The organism is Ignavibacteriales bacterium, from assembly GCA_026390815.1.
Lineage (GTDB): Bacteria > Bacteroidota > Ignavibacteria > Ignavibacteriales > SURF-24 > JAPLFH01.
In genome coordinates this window covers 194,870-213,762 of record JAPLFH010000007.1, presented here as the reverse complement: position 1 = coordinate 213,762, position 18,893 = coordinate 194,870, and the positions used below count along the sequence as shown (strand labels likewise).

Here is an 18,893-nt window from a genome sequence, read left to right as displayed (position 1 = left end):
TTTTAATTTATTCATCTTCAAAAAGAATTTCCTGTGCAGCAAAATCATTAAGATTTCTTAAGTAAAATTGAAATAATCTTCAATTTTACAGTTACTGTTGATATTAGTTTTTTATTGTAAAAGTAGTTTCGGTAGCAACTTCTTGGTTAGAATTATTGTCCATCATAGTTAATTCAATATTATAGTTGCCCTTTTCAAGAGAACTTAAATCCAATTGAAAACACACCTGTATATTCCTTTCCTGGGTTCTATTTTGTTTTGTCTTAATAGAATTATTTATACTTTTTCCCCCTTTCAACAACTCAATAACACCTCCGAATATTTTTCCAACAAAGGATGTATTATCATCCTTCCTGACAATTTTTATTTCTTGTTCAAAATTGTTATACCCTTTACGATCTAATTTAAGATTGTATACTTCAAAGTATATATGAACCTTTTCTTTGTTCGAAAATATTCCGGACGGATTCGGCAATACCCATATTCCGTTTCTATTTATAGCTGTCTCACTCTTTGTTCCAAATATTACGGAGGGACTAAGAATTAAATCACTTATTAACAAACTATCTGAATTATAATCCTTTATCTTTAGATGACCCCGGTTTGTTGAAACAGCTTCATCTAAGGATCTTATTACTTCAAGAGCCATATTTTCTGTTGAAGGTTTTAACTTTAGATTTTTAATGTTTACATAAATACTCTCAGAACCCGATATACTTATTTGCCGGAGAGGATCCGAAATAGTAAGTGAATCCTTAATTTCTATAGTTTTATTGTATAGACTATCAAAACAGAATAATCCCCATCTATATTTTATACTTTGGTTTTCAAATTTTTTATCAAATGCAGGCACAGCAAAGTTAACATAAACATCTGTTAGCTTTGAACTTTTATCCTCGAGCGTTTTGAATTGAGACGTACTAACACTCAGATTGAAACTTGATGCAAAAAGCGGTTTATACTCTTCAAATTTCTTTTTCCTAAGTGTTGCAGCAAATGATTTTGAATCAATCTCAAATTGTGATTTGTAATCTCCATTTGATGGTACTGTTAATGCAAATTCACCAGACATAAATGTATCTGTAAAACTAAAAACCATCCCTTCATAATACCACACTTCTGTCGGTAATAAATATTCGGACGAAAAAAAACCGTCCGGCGATCCTTTTAGGGAAATTTGAGGGCGATAGCGTACTTTATAAAGAGGCTCACCATATCTTAATAATATTTCTCCTCGTTCTGTCATCCATCCCGGTATATTTCTCTGTATATAACTGAAACGAAGATTTGCATATACTACTCTTGAATAATGTTCTATTAAACGTTCATTGTAATCTGTAAAATATAATGGGTCTTCTGAAATCCAAAATTTATTTAGAACTTCTTTAAGCTCTGTGTTATCAAGTGAATCTATTTTACCTTCAAAAATTGGTTCAACTAACTTTTTTACAGAATTAATTATAAAATCGTTTCTTTCTTCTTCGCTCATAAGTTCTAACGCTTTATTGTATTCTTTATGTGCTGCCTTTACATCACGAGTTTTATATTTTAATAATCCTAAATACAGATGCCCATCTTTAATATCAGGATATATTTTTAGTAAATTTTCCAAGACCTCTATACCCTTTTTATATACACCAGCATCTTCATATAGAAAACATAATTCCAGATAATTTTCTACTTTTAAAGAATCATATTGCACTGCTTTTTTTAAACTTACTTCTGCTTCATCAAACTTTTCTTTACTTAGTTCTCTAAAATTTAGTATAGTAAATTCAGATAGAGGTACAATTTCAATTTCCATTTTTTCCCGCGGAATAATTTGGGATACTAAATCCTCTAACTTTAATGCTAAACCTATTTCATCATCTAACTGAATTTTTTTTATTGATCTCTTTAAATCGCTATACTCTTCTGCCCTTATTTTTCCTAAATTAAACCATGCTTCTGAACAACTGCTATCAATTTTTATAATTTCCAGATATTCATTTACAGCGCTTGTTAAACAACATCCCTTTAACGATGTTGCGTACAGCAATCGAAGATTTATATCTGTTGGATTTTTCAAAACTGAATCCTTAAGCGATTCTCTTACCTCAGAATCATTTTTTATATTGCTTTTATTTGCATTTGTATTTTCTAAAGATCTCCGAATTATTGATTCGCTCTTTATAGTTTTTTGGTTTTCTTTAACTATCTGATCTGTTTTTATTCGCTCTGAAGGATTATAATATTTAGGGAGTAATTCGGCTACACCTCTATCCAGGAAATTTCCTCTAACTTCAAACGGATATTCCTCTTGAGTATTACCATATTCATCTAAAGTAACTTCCTGCTGTTTCAGTTTTATAAATGATTCTTCGAACTGATGCCTTACTTTTATATATCCTTTATAACACAGTATTTTTTCATTGGACAACACACCTTTTTGTATAATCTTATGTATATCCGAAATTCCTCTAAATGAATGGTTAGGTCTATCAGTGCTCTCAATAGAAATTATAAATCCTTCCTTACCAATGGTTGAATCAACTAACGATTTTAAAAAATGCTTTAATGAACCTTCGTATGCATTTTTTCTATTGTTAAACCAATTAGCCTTTATTTCTTTTTCTGTTGTATCCATTTCAACAAATTTTGTATCGATTGCATAGTTGTATTCTTTTGTTTTCTTATTAAATGTAAAATTTTTAAGCAAAATAAATACTTTGTATCCTAGTGCATTGTTTATTATTAATAAGCTATCACTATTACCTTTCAATATATCTTCATCAATCCACTTTAAATTTATGGCTGATTCATTTGTAATCTTACATTCTTTAGAAAACTCTGAATTAGCGAAAAATATTTCTTTAAACCGTTCCAAATTCTTTAACCACTCATCAGGTTTCGAAGCGGATATCTCGATTGGTTCTATTGCATATATTCGTGGTGTTATTTCAAAATTATATTTAACATTATCGTTTTCCCTAAAATCAATAAATGTTGTAAATGTTTCGTATCCCATCATAGATACAACAATTTTCTGCCTACCAGTTGGAATCGTCTGTATTTCATAATAACCTTTATTATCAGTGGTTATACCAATATCAGTACCTGAAATAAAAACGTTTACATTTGACAATTCCTTCATAGACGATTTATCAAAAATATAACCTGATATTGAACTATATGGTTGTTGTGCATAGAATTGAACTTGAGAAGAAAAAGCAATGAAAATTATTAGAGTAATGAATTTCATTTTTGACTGAATTACTGATTAAAAAATCACAGAAGGGACCAGTTATATCAAATTTTTAAAATCTACTTGCCAAATTATAAATTTTTAAATTACATTACAATTTTTTATAAACCCAAATCAGATTGGGTAATAAATCTCAATATTTGATTTTTAACGATCAGCTGCCAACTATGTAGCTGTTCCAACCTGTACTGCCTTGAATCCATATTTGGCTCTAAGCGTATTAATTGCCTTCAACATTTTTTTCCTTTTAATTTCTTCATCCTCAAAAAGAATTTCCTGTTCAGCAAAATCAGTAAGATTACTTAAGTGAACTCCGATAAGCCGAACCGCAATCCTCCTTGTAAAAGCTTTATGGAATAAATCCAGTGTGGTTTCATATATTAGTTTATCATCATCTGTTGGTCTTATTGTCTTTGCTCTTGTAATTGTAACAAAATCGGAGTAGCGGAGTTTGATGCTAATAGTTGCAGCCTGCCAGTTTTCATCGCGTAGAGTCTGACAAACTGTTCCAATAAGTTTAAATAAGGTTTGCTCGATTACTATTTTACTAACAACATCTTCATCAAAAGTTGTTTCTTTGGAAATACTTTTTCTTTCGTGAGAGATGCTTAGAAAATCTGTTCCATGTCCGTTTGCTTTTTCCCACAGATCAATCCCACTTTTTCCATACGCTGTAGAAAAATATTCCAGCGTTGTTTTGGCTACCTCTCCAATTGTTCTAAATCCTTTTTCGCGGAGACTCTTCAATGTTACTTTGCCAACTCCAGGAATAGTTTCTACTGGCATTGGACAAAGAAAATCTTTTTCCATTCCAGGAAGAACGTAAGTAATTCCTAGTGGCTTCATACAATCGGAAGCAATCTTGGCAATTGTTTTATTGCTTCCAATTCCAATTGAACTGGGAAGTAAAAGTTGATCCCATATTTCCTTTTGCAGAAATGATGCGAAAAGAAAAAAATTACCGTAAATTTTTTCGCAGCCGGTAAAATCCATATAAAACTCATCTATCGATGCTTGTTGCAAAATCGGGGCGTACTTCTTCAAAATATTTTCCACTGCTTTCGAGTAATTCTCATATTCCTTAAAATGCCCGTGGAGATAAATTCCGTGTGGACAGAGTTTATACGCCTGACGAATCGGCATAGCTGAATGTAGACCGTATTTACGTGCCTCGTATGAGCAGGCAGTAACAACTCCTCTTCCCAGCGGATCACCTCCAACGATAACAGGTTTGCCGTTAAGCGATGGTTCGAGTACCCGTTCAACGGAAACAAAGAAAGCATCTAGATCAAGATGAAAAATGATACGCATAAAAACGCCTAACCCTAAATCCCTTCCCTACCTACCGGGCAGGCAGGCCTAAGTGAAGGGACTTTTAAATTATGTTTGCGCACTAATTATTCTTTATGATGGATTAGGTGAAAACTGATCCGCTACTGCCCACCATTTACCATCCTCCTTAACCATAACAAACATATCTCTTCCACCAAGAGTGAATGTTTGATCGTTCATATCGTAAGACATGTCCCAATAATAAGTAACAACAGCAAATTTACCATCACCATAAAGTTGAACCTTATGATCACTCTCTTTCCAGTAATGAATTTTAGTAGCTTCCACAAAATTTTTCCATCCATCAATACATTCTTTCCTTCCTTCACGTCTCTCTTTTCTGCCTGGTTCTAAGACAACCATATTTTCATGGAAGTATTCTTTCAACTTTTCAGTGTTATGTTCAACTGCCCAGGATCGATTTAGTTTTTCTAGTATACCAAGAATTTCTTCTTTAATTTTTAGTTCATCCATAATGTTTTTCTCCTATTTCGTTTTTATATTGTTTAAAGAATTTTTTAAGATTGATAAAAAATCTTTCCTATTTTCTTAAGAATGAAATTTTTTGAAAATATCGGCAGAAGGTGTTTCGACAGAATTATTCGTTTTTAGAGCAAAATTTTGATTTTTCTAAATGTGACCAATTTTATCCCATTTGGCATTTTTGTTGTGCAAAGAAAATAAATGTGAGGTATTAAAATGCAACTAACAATGACTGGCGAATATGCACTCCGTGCAATAGTGTATATTTGTTCAAAACCAAATGGAAGTATTTTCCAGATATCAGAAATTTCAACTTCCAATGGAATCCCTGAAAGTTTCCTTAGAAAAATAATTCCTCAATTAAACAAATCAGGAATTATACAATCACAACGCGGAATAGGTGGTGGAATTAGTTTACGTAAACCTGCAGAATTACTAACACCGCTTGAAATAATTGAATCCGTTGAAGGAAAAATAAGCTTAAATAAATGTTTAATCAGTTCCGATTTTTGTTCTAATGATAAATGGTGTTCGGTACACACTCTTTGGTCCGAAGCGCAAAATAAATTAAAAGAAATGCTTTCCGGTAAAACAATGGCTCAACTTGCAGAAGAAAATAAATCAAGGTTCAAAACAATTAATTCACATTAAAAGGAGACTATCTTAATGGATGCAGTACTCTTATCCAGAATTCAATTTGCTATGACCGTAGGCTTTCATTTTCTTTTTCCCCCGCTATCAATAGGACTTGCCTGGATGCTTGTTATAATTGAAGCTGTCGGCTGGAAAAAGAAAAACGAATTCTATGTTTCAATTGGGAAGTTCTTTGGAAAAATGCTTGCCTTAATATTTGCTGTTGGTGTTGCTACCGGAATAGTAATGGAGTTTCAGTTCGGCACAAACTGGGCAGAATATTCAAAATTTGTTGGTGATATTTTTGGAGCACCTTTGGCAGCGGAAGGTGTGTTTGCATTTTTTCTTGAATCAACCTTCTTAGGTCTTTATATCTTTGGAAGAGATAGGGTTTCCAAAGGAGTACACTGGTTTTCAATTCTGATGGTTGCTGTTGGAGCAACAATATCTGCTTTCTGGATTCTTGTTGCAAATTCCTGGCAGCAAACACCTGCTGGTTTTGTTGTTCAAAACGGCAGAGCAGAATTAACAAATTTTTGGGAAGCGGTTTTTAATCCTTCATCACTCCCCCGTTTTTTACATACCTTCGATGCGGCTTTAATTAGCGGTGCATTTTTTATGGTAGGAATTTCCGCCATTCTTATTCTTAGAAAAAAAGAAGTTGAGATCGCTAAAAAATCCTTGAAGTTTGCTGTCTACTTTGGTTTAATTGTTTCTTTGCTAGAAGTATTTCCATTTGGTCATGAACATGGTAGACAAGTAGCACAGACCCAACCAGAAAAATTTGCAGCTCTACAGGGTTTGTATACAACACAATCCGGTGCACCTGTTGCTTTATTTGCATTCCCAATTAATCATCCACCAGAACTTAAAGCTAAAATTGAAATACCGGGTGTACTAAGCTGGTTAGCATTTGGGGATGTTAATGCTAAGATAAAGGGAATAAATGAATTTCCTAAAGATGAAATTCCGCCATTGTTCTTAACATTTGTATCATACCATAACATGGTTATTCTTGGAATGTATTTCATTTTTATAATGGCACTGTCTTTATATCTGATTAAAAAGAATAAACTTTGGGAGAAGAAGAAACTATTAAAATTACTCGCCTGGTCTATTCCACTACCTTTAATAGCTTGCCAGCTTGGTTGGATAGCAACAGAAGTAGGAAGACAACCCTGGATTGTTTACAAGTTAATGAAAACCCGCGATGCTATTTCACTTAATGTGGGCGCGGGAGAAATAATTTTTTCTATTATACTGTTTGGATTGATTTATATTCTGCTTCTTTCTGTTCTTCTCTTTTTAATTAATAAAAAAATAAACTTTGGACCTGATCCAATTACAGGAAAGGAGGTGTTAGTATAATGGACTTAAATATAATTTGGTTTTTACTATTCGTCGTTTTAATTGTTGGATATGCCGTTCTTGACGGATTTGATCTTGGTGTAGGCATACTTCATCTTTTTACAAAAGAAGAAAATGAGAAACGAATAAACCTAAATGCCGTTGGTCCCGTTTGGGATGGAAATGAAGTCTGGTTATTAACAGGCGGTGGAGCTTTATTTGCTGCATTCCCAATTGTCTATGCAACAGTATTCAGCGGATTCTATCTTGCATTTATGCTTTTGCTAACAGCTTTAATTTTTAGAGCAGTATCGTTTGAATTTAGAAAATATACTGAAACTGAAAAGAACAAAAAGTATTGGGATTTAGCTTTTTCACTTGGCAGTCTTGTTCCCGCATTACTTTATGGAGTTGCAATGGGTAACATTTTAAGAGGTTTACCTGTTGAAATAAAAGATGGGCTGGTTTCAACTTCTATTTCCTTTTTAGGATTATTAAATCCTTATGCAATTCTTGTTGGTTTAATTAGCCTTGTTCTCTTTACAATGCACGGAGCAATTTATATGACTCTTAAATGTGAAGGTGCACAGCGTGAAAGAATGGTTTCCTGGATTAATAAAACGTGGATTGCATTTATTGTTCTTTACCTGTTAGCCACAATTTCGTCTTTTTTTGTTGCTCCTTATCTGTTTGTGGGAATGTTGAAAAATCCACTCTTCTGGTTACTTTTTATTTTACTTTTTGCTTCTATAATTTATATTCCAATTGCAGTTAAAGCAGTAAAATTTGGAAAAGCATTTATTGCTTCTTCTGTTACAATTACATCAATGATCGGATTAACAGCATTAAGTTTATTCCCAAGATTAGTTCCATCAAGCATTAATTTTGCTAACAGTTTAACAATTTATAATGCATCTTCTACTGAACGTACACTTTTTACTATGCTTATCATTGCATTGATTGGTGTACCGATAGTGCTTATTTACACAATTTTTATTTATAGAATCTTTAAAGGGAAAGTTGTATTAACACACGATAGTTATTGATACACAATTTTTATCCTGATCCGAGCGGAACACAAATTATTAAATGTAATTATGTTCCGCCCTTTTTTTTTTGCTATTCTACATCAGCAAAAGCTACAGTATAATTCTTACCGTAAATTTTTGCACACTTTGGGCAGGTAGTGTAGTAGAAATAATATTTTTTAACCTTCTTTCCTTTTTGAATGACAAACTTATCCATTTCCTTTATCCATTTAGGAACAGCGTTGTACGGACCATCAAACACTTTACTAAGATAAGTACCAGATAATTTTACGTTCACTGCATCAACAACTTCTTTTGTAACACTCATGTAAATTTCCGATTTCCATGGAGAAGGATCATAAGCAAGCATCAGAAATTCTTCATTTGATGTTGCAGCATTTTCCTTTTGAATTTTTTCCCACATCCGCGGGATAATTTTACCCATGTTTAAAGGAATGTGAAATAACTGTCTCACTTCATCACGGATGAATAACTTATCCTGCCAGACATGTGTTTTTTCTTCCCATGGTTCAGGATTAAATTTTGGACAGCAAGGTTCGTTTGCATTTTTTTGATGATTCATTTTAGCTCCATCGATTTATTTTAGGTGAAATTGATTAATCGCGCTTCATAGCTATTTGCTTTAATTCTTTCGGCATTAATTCAATAGCATAGCGCAATGCGGTACGGGGCATTCTATTTTTATTTTTAATTACATAATTAAATACTTCTTTTTGATGAAGCCTGCTTGCTTCTTTAAGGAGCCAACCATAACCTTTTTGAACCATATCATCCTTATCAGTAATCAACAAATCAGCAATCTCAAAAATATCTTTAAGATATTTGCCCCGCTTTGCTGGAACAATTAACGAAACTGCGACTGCTCTTTTCATCCAGCGGTTCTTAGAGCTCGTCCAACTTTTAACTTCCTTAATACTCCCTGGAAATTTTTCAATAAAATCACCGACGGAGTGATTACAAAATCCATCGCACTTTGCCCAGTTGTTTATATATTTCTCAATCCATTTTTTAAATAACAACAAATCATTTTGTTCAAACTTATCAACAAGATTCGGCACCCAATACGAAACAATAAAAGCTTCTTCACAGTAATACGAACGATACAATTCTTCACAAAGTTTAAATATTTCTTTTTTATCATAGCTTTTAATTTCTTTCCAGTACTTTTTGGCAATTATGCCAACTGTACCGGTTTTTACTCCATAAAAAGTAACTTCTTCTTTAAAGAATCTCTGATAGCTTTTTTCAGTTGTAGCATCCGCATTGTTTTTTAATTCGGTTCTGATTGATTGAATAATATTATTCATGATTGTACCTTTGTAAAGAATTATTGGCAGGAATGTATCTGAAGTTATTAAGGGTGCTTCTAAAAATTTATTGAAAGCCTAAACGCAAAGGACGCAAAGATTTCGCAAAGTACGCGAAGAAGTTTGAAGTTTTTAGAACTACCCAAAATTAAAAACAACTTGGGCATTCAATTAACCCGATAAATAAATTGGATGAATCCATCATCCATTTTCCACCTGCCGTTGCCGCCTGCCTGCGGTAGCAGGTTGTTGCATAACTTGTTAATCACTCATCTCGAGCGAAGTCGAGATATGATTTTGCGTTATTTTCGTAGTTCGACTCCGCTCACCACGATATAATTTGGCTTTCTGCAATAGCCTGCGATAGACACGGCAGCCAGGTCAAACATCATCCATCATTTATACCCTGCTTTTTCCAAATCATCAATCGATTTAAAAGGAAAAGGAGGATTGAGATATCCCCCGACAAATTTATATATCTTCATTCTAGTTTCTTTTGCAAGCTTAGTATCAATACGGTCGAAGCTGTGTCCGCCGGGTGCATCTTTGAAAATTTCATACTCAAATTTTTTCCCTGCTGCTTTCAATGCTTCAATTAAATGTTCAACTTCCAAAACATTTACATCATCATCATTTGTGTTTGTGTGGATGAGCAAAGGGGTTTGTAATTTTTCAACGTGGTTAACCGGTGAACGTTTTCTGTATTCCTGAACATCTTCAGTGACAGTTTTGCTTATATGATAATCGGCAGAAAATTCTTTTTGATATTCTTCACCCCAATAACCCATTCGCGCAACAAGATCACTTACAGGAACACCAGCAAACGCAACTTTATAATCATCCGGATGCTCAAAGATATCCATCAAGGCAATCAAACCACCGTGGCTCCAGCCCATAATTCCACATCGATTCCCATCAACAAAATCATAGTTATCAACCATCCAGTTGCGGGCCGCGTTATTGTCTTCAATTTCTAATCCGCCATAATCAATCTTCTTATAAAAATCTTCACCATAGCCAGTGCTACCGCGATACTCCGGTGCAGCAACAATATAACCTTGCCCCATTAGTTCGCGGATAATATGTGTATGGTAAGTTGTAAAATCTGCATGAACTCCGCCGTGCGGCAGAATTATCAGCGGATATTTTTTGCTTCGATCTATTTTTTGTGGAATGAAAACATAGCACCAGAATTTAACCGGGTTCTTTGCTCCCATTGCAGTTGGATTTTTAACTTTAGCCGGTGGTGGACCAACAATAAAAACTTTATCGATATTAGCAACATCCCCGACTTTGTTATACCAAAGAACATCATCTACGGATTTCTCTAATTGATCAAGCCGATGATTGAGTTCTTCAAATTTCTTTTCAATTAGTTCGCAAGGATTTTTACTTTCTCCTGTTTTTTCTTGAGCAGAAACTGATAAAATAAAAAGAAGATATATCAGAAGAATTGAAATTCTTACCGGAAGTTTCTTATGTAGCATATTAAAACTCCAAAATGTATTTATACAAGATATTTATTCTAAAGTTTATTAACAGGCTTCGGATAAGTTTTTTCAAAATTCGTTGATCTATTTAGCAAAATCTCAGGATTGAAAATTATATTTAACACTACTACCTCAATTTTAATAGTTCACCAATTCAAAGGATAATTGTTCAATTTTGGACTTCTCAACCAATCCGTGATTATGTTTATTAATCTGATCCAGTTCAAAGTTACAAACAAGTGCTTCCACAATTGTTCTACGGTTTTCAACCTTACCCCCAGAATGATAAAAATGGTCTTTAGTAACGATATTAAACTTGTTCCAATATTTTTTAATCATCTCGTTGTCCCGATAATCATTGTGATGCCATGTTGACAAAATAAATTTTGCTTTTGTCTCACTCAGCTGGTTGCATAAAAGTTCTTCGTCTTGTTCTGTCCAACCGTTGAAGTAGTCAACATAACGACCGAAATAAGGAGGATCGCAATAAATTATGTCATCTTTAGTTGCTTGGGGAATTATATCAGAAAATTTTTTATTCACCAATGTCCATTTAGGAGTAATGATGCTTTGTACTTTTGAAACTTGATTTACGATTTTAGTAACATAAGATTGCGCAAAACGATTTGATTTTTTACAAAATGGAATGTTCCAATTTCCCTTTTTCCCAAAGCGCATCATTCCATTAAATCCTGTCCGCGAAAGAAAAAGAAAGTCGAGAGGAGAAAAATTTTTGTTAAACCTATCACGCACAACCCTGAAATAAACATAGCCATTCTCATCTGCGACTGATAATTTTTCTCCTTCTTCTTCAAGGTATCGTTTTACGATTGATGGAGTTATGATACCATCTTGGATACCTTTATAAAAGTTAATTATGTGCGGATTTGTATCGCTAAGTAATGCTTCTTTAAAACCAGAATTGAAAGCAACTACTCCAGTTCCTAAAAACGGTTCAACCCATTTTCCTTTAGGTTGAGCTTTTTTTACAACATCCATAATCCAAGGAACAAGTTTTGTTTTTATACCCTGACTCTTAATTGGGGGAACAATAGTTTTCAAATTGTGCTTTTCTTCTTAGTTAATTTAATTACCATTTTTTCAAATAAATCGTTTCTTCCTTTGAACTCTAAAAAATCTTTTAGTTTAGTAATTTTCTTAGTATTCCCATCTTTAACCATTGTGACTGAACCATGATTAATCCAATATTCATCAAACCATTCTTCTCCTAAGTTAGAGAATATTCCGTTACCATTTTTCAAATCTTCAATATTAGTGATTGAGCCAATATTTGCTGTGTTAGCAGATCCTTGATGATCGCTTGCAATTTCCCACTTTTCAGTAACAAAAAAATCAAAATCCTTAACTACAGAAGTGATCGATTTTAGATTCATAACAGTCGTAACTTTCCTATCTCCAACCTTTTTGGTCTTGTTCTCATAATCTTCTTGTAGCTCTCGTACTTGAAAAATTTTTGTTTCGTCTATCTCCTTAAAGTCTGTTCGTGTATAAATAATGCCGAGACAAAAGTGTCCGAGATAATCAGCGTAGGCAAACTGAATATTTTTTGTACTCGTTCTGTCTTTGAAATATGTTCCATGACTGCCGAGAGTAAAACCGTTAATGTGTCCAGGAAAATCAGGGTCACGATACGTAGTTTTAAGGTCAACAGCAAATTTAACAAATGGATTATCTTTCTTTATAAAACTCAAATCGGGATACCAGTTTTGCTTCTCTGCCAGAACTATTGAGTAACCAATACTGTCAGCGAACTTCAATAGCTGTGGGAAGATGTGGATTTCAAGAATTTTTGAAACAATCTTAGTGTCTGACGAAATGGTGTAGATATTTTTATAAACATCTATAAATCCTTTCACCGTCCATTCCCCCGTATCAGTAGAAACATATTCTTTCAAACTCTCAGTGAACTTTTTCAGTTCTTTCTTAAAGTTTAATTTTTGTTTTTCTTTTTCTAATTTAGGCATACAAAAATATAATAATAGGTTATTTTAGTTTTACTTATTTATTTAAATATTTGAATTTCAAATCATTACCTGATTAAATCCGCTTACAACTTAAACAACAACCTCAATTATATCAACTGTAAAGTTGCATTCATTTCGAGAATTGAAATATTGTGTACTATTTCATTGTTCTATTTTGTAAATACGAATTCTTTATTTCTTTTCGCTATTATTGTTCAAAATTAATTGCTGTCAAAACCTTCATCTTTTTTGCATAACGAGATTTTCTCTTTCAAAATCGAGCAGCCATTTCTTTCTCCACAACCCTCCACCATAGCCGGTTAAATGTCCATCTTCTCCAATTACTCTGTGGCAAGGAATAATAATCGCAATTCTGTTATGCCCATTTGCATTTGCTACTGCTCGTACAGCATCAGGATTATTTATTGAAGCAGCCTGAGCCTTATAAGAACGCGTTGTGCCGTAAGGAATTGTTTGCAATTCTTTCCAGGCTTTATTTTGAAATTCTGTTCCTGGAGTACACAGTGGAATATCAAATTCTTTTCTCTTTCCCTCAAAATATTCTGTAAGCTGTTTTTCCAGGATATCAAAATGAGGATTAGCTCCCTGGATTATGGATGCGTTCAACAACTTAGATAAAGTTTTCAATTCGGTTTCCAACATTCTTCTATCAGTAAAATCTAAAAGACAAATACCTTGTTCCATAGCACCGGCGAACATAGGTCCCAATGGAGTTTCTATTCGAATTACATTTATTATTTTTCTTTCTTTGGATTTAACAGGCGAACTGCCAACAATCGATTTGAAGGAATCATTAAACCCGCTTAATGATTCATATCCAGATTCAAATGCAGCGGAAATTATTTTATCTCCATTTTGAATTTGTTTGAAAGCATTATTTATGCGGATCATTCTTTGATAGCTATGAAAAGTAATACCATGATTTTTCTTGAACCATCGTCGGATTTTGCTTGGCTCAATTCCTTTTGAGCGTAAATTGAAATCCCTGATTTTGGTTGAAGGATTGTTATCAATTTCATTTAATAATTCTTTTATCCATTCAGGAGTTTCGCCAGGTTTTTCCAATGGCGAACAAACTTTACAAGGACGAAAACCATGTAGTATTGCATCCTTGCTTGAATTAAAAAAAATCGTATTCTCCCGCTTGGGTTTTCTTGCATGGCAAGTTGATCTGCAAAATATTCCAGTGGTTTTAACTCCAACGAAAAATATTCCATCAAATGAAGCATCTTTATTAAGAAGCGCTTCGTACATAATTTTTTCTGTTAACATTTATATTCCTTTTTTCTTACAAAATTAGTTTTGTAATGCAAACAACTCAACCGAAATATTAACACGCAATTTTTGCATCGGTTAACTATTTGAAACCGACTTTCGCTGTAAAATAATCTACAAATGGAAATTCCCATTTTTCATACTCCTTCATTAATCTAATAATATTTGCTGAAAAGATAAATATTTTTCAAGTGTATTAACCTCATCCTAAGATAACTAAGTAAAACAAAATTCTTAAATGTTACTTATAGTCTTTGATTTATAGTCAACAAAATTGAAATTTTGTAATTGTGAATATAAAATTAAAAATAGGGCAAAGAATTAAACAGTTTCGCGAAAAAGCCAATATGTCTCAGAAAGATTTGGCTTATTCTGCAGATTTAGACAGAAGTTATATCGCAAGTGTTGAAAACGGTCAACGAAATATCTCAATTGTAAATATAGAGAAGATAGTAATTGCTTTAGGAATAAACATAAAAGACTTTTTTAACGATGGCAGCTTTAAATAAAAAGCAAAAAGAAAAACTGAAAGAAATAAAAAGCGAATTTGACAACTTAATAAATGAAAAAGGTCAAATTGGAATTTCCTTACAAGAAGCATTAGATTCAATTAAATCAGTTCTTGAAAAAACTATTATTTCATTAGGTGAAGAAGGAAAAACTGCATTAATACGTTCACAGAAACCGATTAAACTGATTCATGAAGTTGTTAAAACTTCTTTGATTAATTACGGTATCAATAATAACAATATCAAACCTCATATAGGAAGTTCTTCCGGTGAATACAAGCTTGCTGGCTTTTTAAAAAAGAAAGACCAAGATATTTGTGTCTTACCTAATGGAATAGAGCTAGTCAGAGAACAGTTGATTGATGGTCTCTTAAGTGGACAATATGATGAATATGGAATTTCACTTACAGAAAAAACAATTTCCATAAATGTTAGAAGTCAGTTAAGTAGTCTTGGGAATAATATTGATACTCTTTATGAAAGAACTTTTGCAGAAGCTCTAAACCTTCATATGCGCTGTCCGAAAATGTGCTTAGGTGAAGTATATATGATCCCTCTTTATGAATATAATAAGTACCAGGCTCAAAAAAAGAAAATTGCGTTTGCAAGAAACATGTCACCTTTCGAAAGTTATATTATGGCATTTAATGCCATCAATTTAAGGAATAGCATTAATGATGATTTTTACAAATATGAAAGAGTTTGCCTGCTAATTGTTGATTTTAGTAAAAGCCAACCTAAAGTCTATAATACGGACACTGAATTAAAAGATGATGGATTAATTCAAGAAGATAGCATGACATCAATTAAAAATCTCACATTTAATAATTTCGTCCAAGATTTACTATCGACTTATGCAGTAAGATTCCCCTCCAATACTTTCAATTGATATTTGTTTATTAGAAAATCGTCAATTTCCTGTGGTTTATCTAAAAGGCGGAGAATACTTAACTCAGATTCCGAAAATTTAGGGATTGTGAAGTTTTCAATAAAATTTTTTTGATAGCAAGGATAACCTCCTTCTATAGAAACACTGGTTTTACTAATATAATAGTGCATAACGTAAGAATTTAATATCTTTTGTAATATATCCATATTTTCAACTTTTGCTAATGGATTCATTACTTCTTCAAATAATGCTATTTCTTTTTCCTGCTCTTTAAAGAAAATCCCGTAACCATTTGTAAAGTATGCTTCTTCTTCTATTAATAAAAAACGAGGATATTGACTAAATGTAGGATTAAGAAGTTTTTTACCTTTTTTAGTTAGCCCTTGTGTTCTACCCCAAACATAAAAGGGTTCAAAAATATATTTCCCTTTATCTCGCTCCAATAATTGTTTTTTCTCTGTAAGTAGATAAGAATAACACTTCGGAAACATCTTCTTAAATTCATTTTCAGAAATAGGAATTGCGTTTCCATTTTTTATTTTGTACGGACAAATTATTCTACGCTTATTTCGATCTGCCTCTTCTTGACTTTTAAAATCAGATATTTTATAAACAGGTTTAGTTATTCCTTTTTCAATTTCAAATCTACCATTTTGAGTGTCTTTAAGATAACAACCATTTTTCTCAATACTAGCATCTACAAAAAATATCTCATCTTTGAGTGTAGCAATACCAACGCAGATTTCATATAAATTTCCTATTGGTGTTCCTACGTTTTCAATAATTTTAATATTCTCTTGTTCATCTGATTTCAGTAAACGCCATTTCTTTATGTTTTGATTTTTTAAATAATTGATATAACCAATTGAATTATCCAAAAACATTTTAGGTGTTTGATCATCTTGAATTCTATCAAATATGATCATTTCATTTTTCTGTTTATTTAAAAAAGTGATCGCAGTATATGTTTGTACATCAAATACTTTTTTATGATTAAAGTCTACTATTTTTGTAACACATTGTTGACTTTGAAAATACCTTCTTAAAGATTCACCAGAAAGTGAAGTAAAATAGTTGTTGGGAGTTATGTAACCAAGTTTGCCATTTGATTTTAATAGTTTATAACCTAATTCAAAAAAGGCAAAATAAAGATTAAATGAACCCCCTTTAATGGTCTCCCAATGATTAGGTAAATGCTCTCTATTATAATCAGATAAGTCTTGAAATTTCACATAAGGTGGATTACCTACAATATTGTCAAACTTTGTTTTCCAGAATACTCGTAAACTATCTTGACACCAAAGATTAAAGTCATCCTCAAGAAGAGTCTCATTATTCTGCAAAGCATATATCGTTAATATCAATTTAGCTCTATGAATATTATATTCAAGAATGTCTGAACCATAAATATTTTCTTTAATAATCTTTCTAATAGATATATTAAATTTTTTTTTATAGTAATCAACTAAGCCAACTAAAAATGCACCACACCCACAACTGGGATCAAGATTTATTTCATTTTCGGCAGGTTTAATTTCGTTGATTATGAAATCAACAATAAAATCTGGGGTAAAAAATGCACCATTAACTTTTCTATCATCTATCGGGATAATTATTTCTAAATAATTTTCAAGTTCTTTAATTGTAGTAATGTTAAGTGATGATACATCAAGATAAAGTTGAATACTCGACTCAAAGTTTTGAAAGTACTCTGTCAACAATATGCTCTTTGTATAATCGAGTTTATTATTTTTCAAATATGAATAGATTAAATGCTTCTCAAGACTTATTAAGTCCTGAGTTTTAATTAATTCATTTATTATTCCCTTTTTAATCATTATTAAGTCTAATATGTTGTTTTTTGTTTTTAGAATAGAGTCAATGTTTCGTCATTTATTGATTATAAATTTATAAATACACTTCCACTTCTTCAAGTTGATTCAAACTATCTATTTTTTTAATGCAAATGCTAATTTTTATAAAATAAATCCTCAAAACCATTCTACTCCCACATTGCTTCCGGGTTCCCCTTCCAGTACCAGGTAATAAGGTCTGTAGAATATGGCGGTACACCTCCAAGTTCCCTTAACCTTAATGCGTTTTGCGCACGATGGTACTGGCTGTGCATAACACACTGCATCAATGCTTTTTCAACAGTAATACTTAACGGCGGATCTTTAAACCACGGAATTGTAACAACCTCAGCAAGTTTGGAATCAGGACAATCTTTAAGAAATGCCAGAATTTTACTGTGATAAGATTTTGCGTATTCTTTCAGTTCATTCATATCTGAAAAGTCTTCAAACTTTTTTCTGGCAAAATTCTCTCCGCTTACAACTGCAAGAAATGCATTCTGAACCAGGTGAATATGGTAAAGTCGTTTTTTTATAACTTCATCATCCAGAGCGATGGGAAAATTCCCGAATGCCTTCCAATGTTCGGTATCTGCCCAAAACTGATGCTTGTACAAATCAATTAGTATGTTGTTCATAATTTACCTTTTGGTTTTATAATTTATATTTTGGCTGGAAGTTTATTTTTCACATATCACCAACATTTCATAATCTTCGGTGGTTAGTTTTTTATCACGGCAGAAATTTCCAATCTCACAACCAAAGATAGAAATGTTCTTAAATCCAATTGATTTAAGTAGCCATGTTATTTCCGAAGGAACATAATACCGCTCATTGCATTTTAGCGATTTTTTATTTCCGTCATCATCAGCCGTCTCATAGATAGAGTATTCTCTGAACGTCATTAAATCGAAAGTATTCTCGCTGGTTTCATCTCCACCAGAATTTTTATTTATAAAATCTTTAACAGAATGGAACAGCGGAAATAATCCATTCAATGTGGTAAAAATAAATTTACCGTTTTGTTTAAGCGCGTTGTATGCATTCTGCAAAATCATAAAATTCATTTCGTCTGTTTCCATCAAAGGAAAGGCACCTTCGCAAATCATCATTGCAAAATCAAACGGATTTGGAAAGCTGAAGTTTCTCGCATCTTTTTTTAGGAAGTTTATATTTACTCCAGTTTCCTTTGCTTTAAGATTTGCTTTTGCCAACTGCGAGTCTGAAAGATCAATTCCTGTAACCTTGTATCCTCTTAGTGCTAATTCAATCGAATGTCTTCCGGTTCCGCAGCCAATATCAATTATTTGAAATGATTTGTTGTGGTTAATTTCCTTCTCGATAAAATCAACCTCACCAATTGTTCCTTTAACAAAAACCTGGTTATCGTAACTTTCGGCAAAGTTTGTAAATAGTTCTTCATACCATTGCATGATTTGATTCCTTATGGTTATAAAATAAATTCATTTTCTAATT

17 protein-coding genes are annotated in these 18,893 nt (G+C 32.5%); 5 read left to right on the top strand and 12 right to left on the bottom strand.

Annotated elements, in window-relative coordinates; translation table 11 throughout:
• Window positions 1-103 precede the first annotated feature (103 nt).
• From NTX22_03345 to NTX22_03335, 3 genes are all read right to left on the bottom strand, one after another.
• Window positions 104-3,241, bottom strand: coding sequence for a carboxypeptidase-like regulatory domain-containing protein (locus tag NTX22_03345; GenBank protein ID MCX6149543.1), 3,138 nt, complete (start codon window positions 3,239-3,241; stop codon window positions 104-106).
• A gap of 168 nt (window positions 3,242-3,409) precedes the next feature.
• Entirely contained in the window at window positions 3,410-4,555 is a 1,146-nt protein-coding gene (gene dinB / locus NTX22_03340) for a DNA polymerase IV (GenBank protein MCX6149542.1), read from the bottom strand.
• A 93-nt stretch (window positions 4,556-4,648) separates the two neighbouring features.
• A complete protein-coding gene (locus NTX22_03335) occupies window positions 4,649-5,050 on the bottom strand; it encodes a nuclear transport factor 2 family protein (GenBank protein MCX6149541.1) in 402 nt (133 codons plus the stop codon).
• 225 nt (window positions 5,051-5,275) lie between these two features.
• On the opposite strand from NTX22_03335, the gene NTX22_03330 reads away from it, so the two are divergent.
• The 3 genes from NTX22_03330 to cydB are packed head-to-tail and all read left to right on the top strand — an operon-like array spanning window position 5,276 to window position 8,085.
• On the top strand, window positions 5,276-5,710 hold the full coding sequence (locus NTX22_03330; GenBank protein ID MCX6149540.1) for an Rrf2 family transcriptional regulator: 435 nt from the start codon (window positions 5,276-5,278) through the stop codon (window positions 5,708-5,710).
• Between the two features lie 15 nt (window positions 5,711-5,725).
• Window positions 5,726-7,060, top strand: coding sequence for a cytochrome ubiquinol oxidase subunit I (locus NTX22_03325; protein ID MCX6149539.1), 1,335 nt, complete (start codon window positions 5,726-5,728; stop codon window positions 7,058-7,060).
• The gene (gene cydB, locus NTX22_03320; GenBank protein MCX6149538.1) at window positions 7,060-8,085 is read left to right on the top strand and encodes a cytochrome d ubiquinol oxidase subunit II; all 1,026 of its coding nucleotides are present in this window, start codon (window positions 7,060-7,062) and stop codon (window positions 8,083-8,085) included. The genes NTX22_03325 and cydB overlap by 1 nt, the downstream gene beginning before the upstream one ends.
• A gap of 73 nt (window positions 8,086-8,158) precedes the next feature.
• Here cydB and NTX22_03315 read toward each other — a convergent pair whose 3' ends face one another.
• The 6 genes from NTX22_03315 to NTX22_03290 form a co-directional block, all read right to left on the bottom strand.
• The gene (locus NTX22_03315) at window positions 8,159-8,650 is read right to left on the bottom strand and encodes a hypothetical protein (protein MCX6149537.1); all 492 of its coding nucleotides are present in this window, start codon (window positions 8,648-8,650) and stop codon (window positions 8,159-8,161) included.
• A gap of 34 nt (window positions 8,651-8,684) precedes the next feature.
• Complete coding sequence (locus NTX22_03310; protein MCX6149536.1) at window positions 8,685-9,395, bottom strand: DNA alkylation repair protein; 711 nt, start codon at window positions 9,393-9,395, stop codon at window positions 8,685-8,687.
• 395 nt (window positions 9,396-9,790) lie between these two features.
• The gene (locus NTX22_03305) at window positions 9,791-10,882 is read right to left on the bottom strand and encodes a prolyl oligopeptidase family serine peptidase (GenBank protein MCX6149535.1); all 1,092 of its coding nucleotides are present in this window, start codon (window positions 10,880-10,882) and stop codon (window positions 9,791-9,793) included.
• A gap of 141 nt (window positions 10,883-11,023) precedes the next feature.
• Window positions 11,024-11,947: a Dam family site-specific DNA-(adenine-N6)-methyltransferase gene (locus NTX22_03300; protein ID MCX6149534.1), complete on the bottom strand. Its 924-nt coding sequence runs from the start codon at window positions 11,945-11,947 to the stop codon at window positions 11,024-11,026.
• Window positions 11,944-12,870 carry a hypothetical protein gene (locus NTX22_03295; GenBank protein ID MCX6149533.1) on the bottom strand — a complete coding sequence of 309 codons (927 nt, stop codon included), beginning with the start codon at window positions 12,868-12,870 and terminating at the stop codon, window positions 11,944-11,946. Before NTX22_03295 ends, NTX22_03300 begins: the two co-directional genes overlap by 4 nt.
• A 240-nt stretch (window positions 12,871-13,110) precedes the next feature.
• Window positions 13,111-14,163, bottom strand: coding sequence for a methylated-DNA--[protein]-cysteine S-methyltransferase (locus NTX22_03290; GenBank protein ID MCX6149532.1), 1,053 nt, complete (start codon window positions 14,161-14,163; stop codon window positions 13,111-13,113).
• A 293-nt stretch (window positions 14,164-14,456) separates the two neighbouring features.
• Between NTX22_03290 and NTX22_03285 the strand changes: the two genes are divergently transcribed.
• Complete coding sequence (locus NTX22_03285; GenBank protein ID MCX6149531.1) at window positions 14,457-14,675, top strand: helix-turn-helix transcriptional regulator; 219 nt, start codon at window positions 14,457-14,459, stop codon at window positions 14,673-14,675.
• The gene (locus tag NTX22_03280; GenBank protein MCX6149530.1) at window positions 14,659-15,564 is read left to right on the top strand and encodes a hypothetical protein; all 906 of its coding nucleotides are present in this window, start codon (window positions 14,659-14,661) and stop codon (window positions 15,562-15,564) included. Before NTX22_03285 ends, NTX22_03280 begins: the two co-directional genes overlap by 17 nt.
• On the opposite strand, the gene NTX22_03275 is transcribed toward NTX22_03280, so the two are convergent.
• The 3 genes from NTX22_03275 to NTX22_03265 form a co-directional block, all read right to left on the bottom strand.
• Window positions 15,528-17,402, bottom strand: coding sequence for an N-6 DNA methylase (locus NTX22_03275; protein MCX6149529.1), 1,875 nt, complete (start codon window positions 17,400-17,402; stop codon window positions 15,528-15,530). The genes NTX22_03280 and NTX22_03275 overlap by 37 nt on opposite strands.
• Window positions 17,403-17,566: 164 nt before the next feature.
• On the bottom strand, window positions 17,567-18,055 hold the full coding sequence (locus NTX22_03270) for a DinB family protein (GenBank protein MCX6149528.1): 489 nt from the start codon (window positions 18,053-18,055) through the stop codon (window positions 17,567-17,569).
• A gap of 42 nt (window positions 18,056-18,097) precedes the next feature.
• Window positions 18,098-18,850 carry a class I SAM-dependent methyltransferase gene (locus NTX22_03265; GenBank protein ID MCX6149527.1) on the bottom strand — a complete coding sequence of 251 codons (753 nt, stop codon included), beginning with the start codon at window positions 18,848-18,850 and terminating at the stop codon, window positions 18,098-18,100.
• Between the last annotated feature and the right edge of the window lie 43 nt (window positions 18,851-18,893).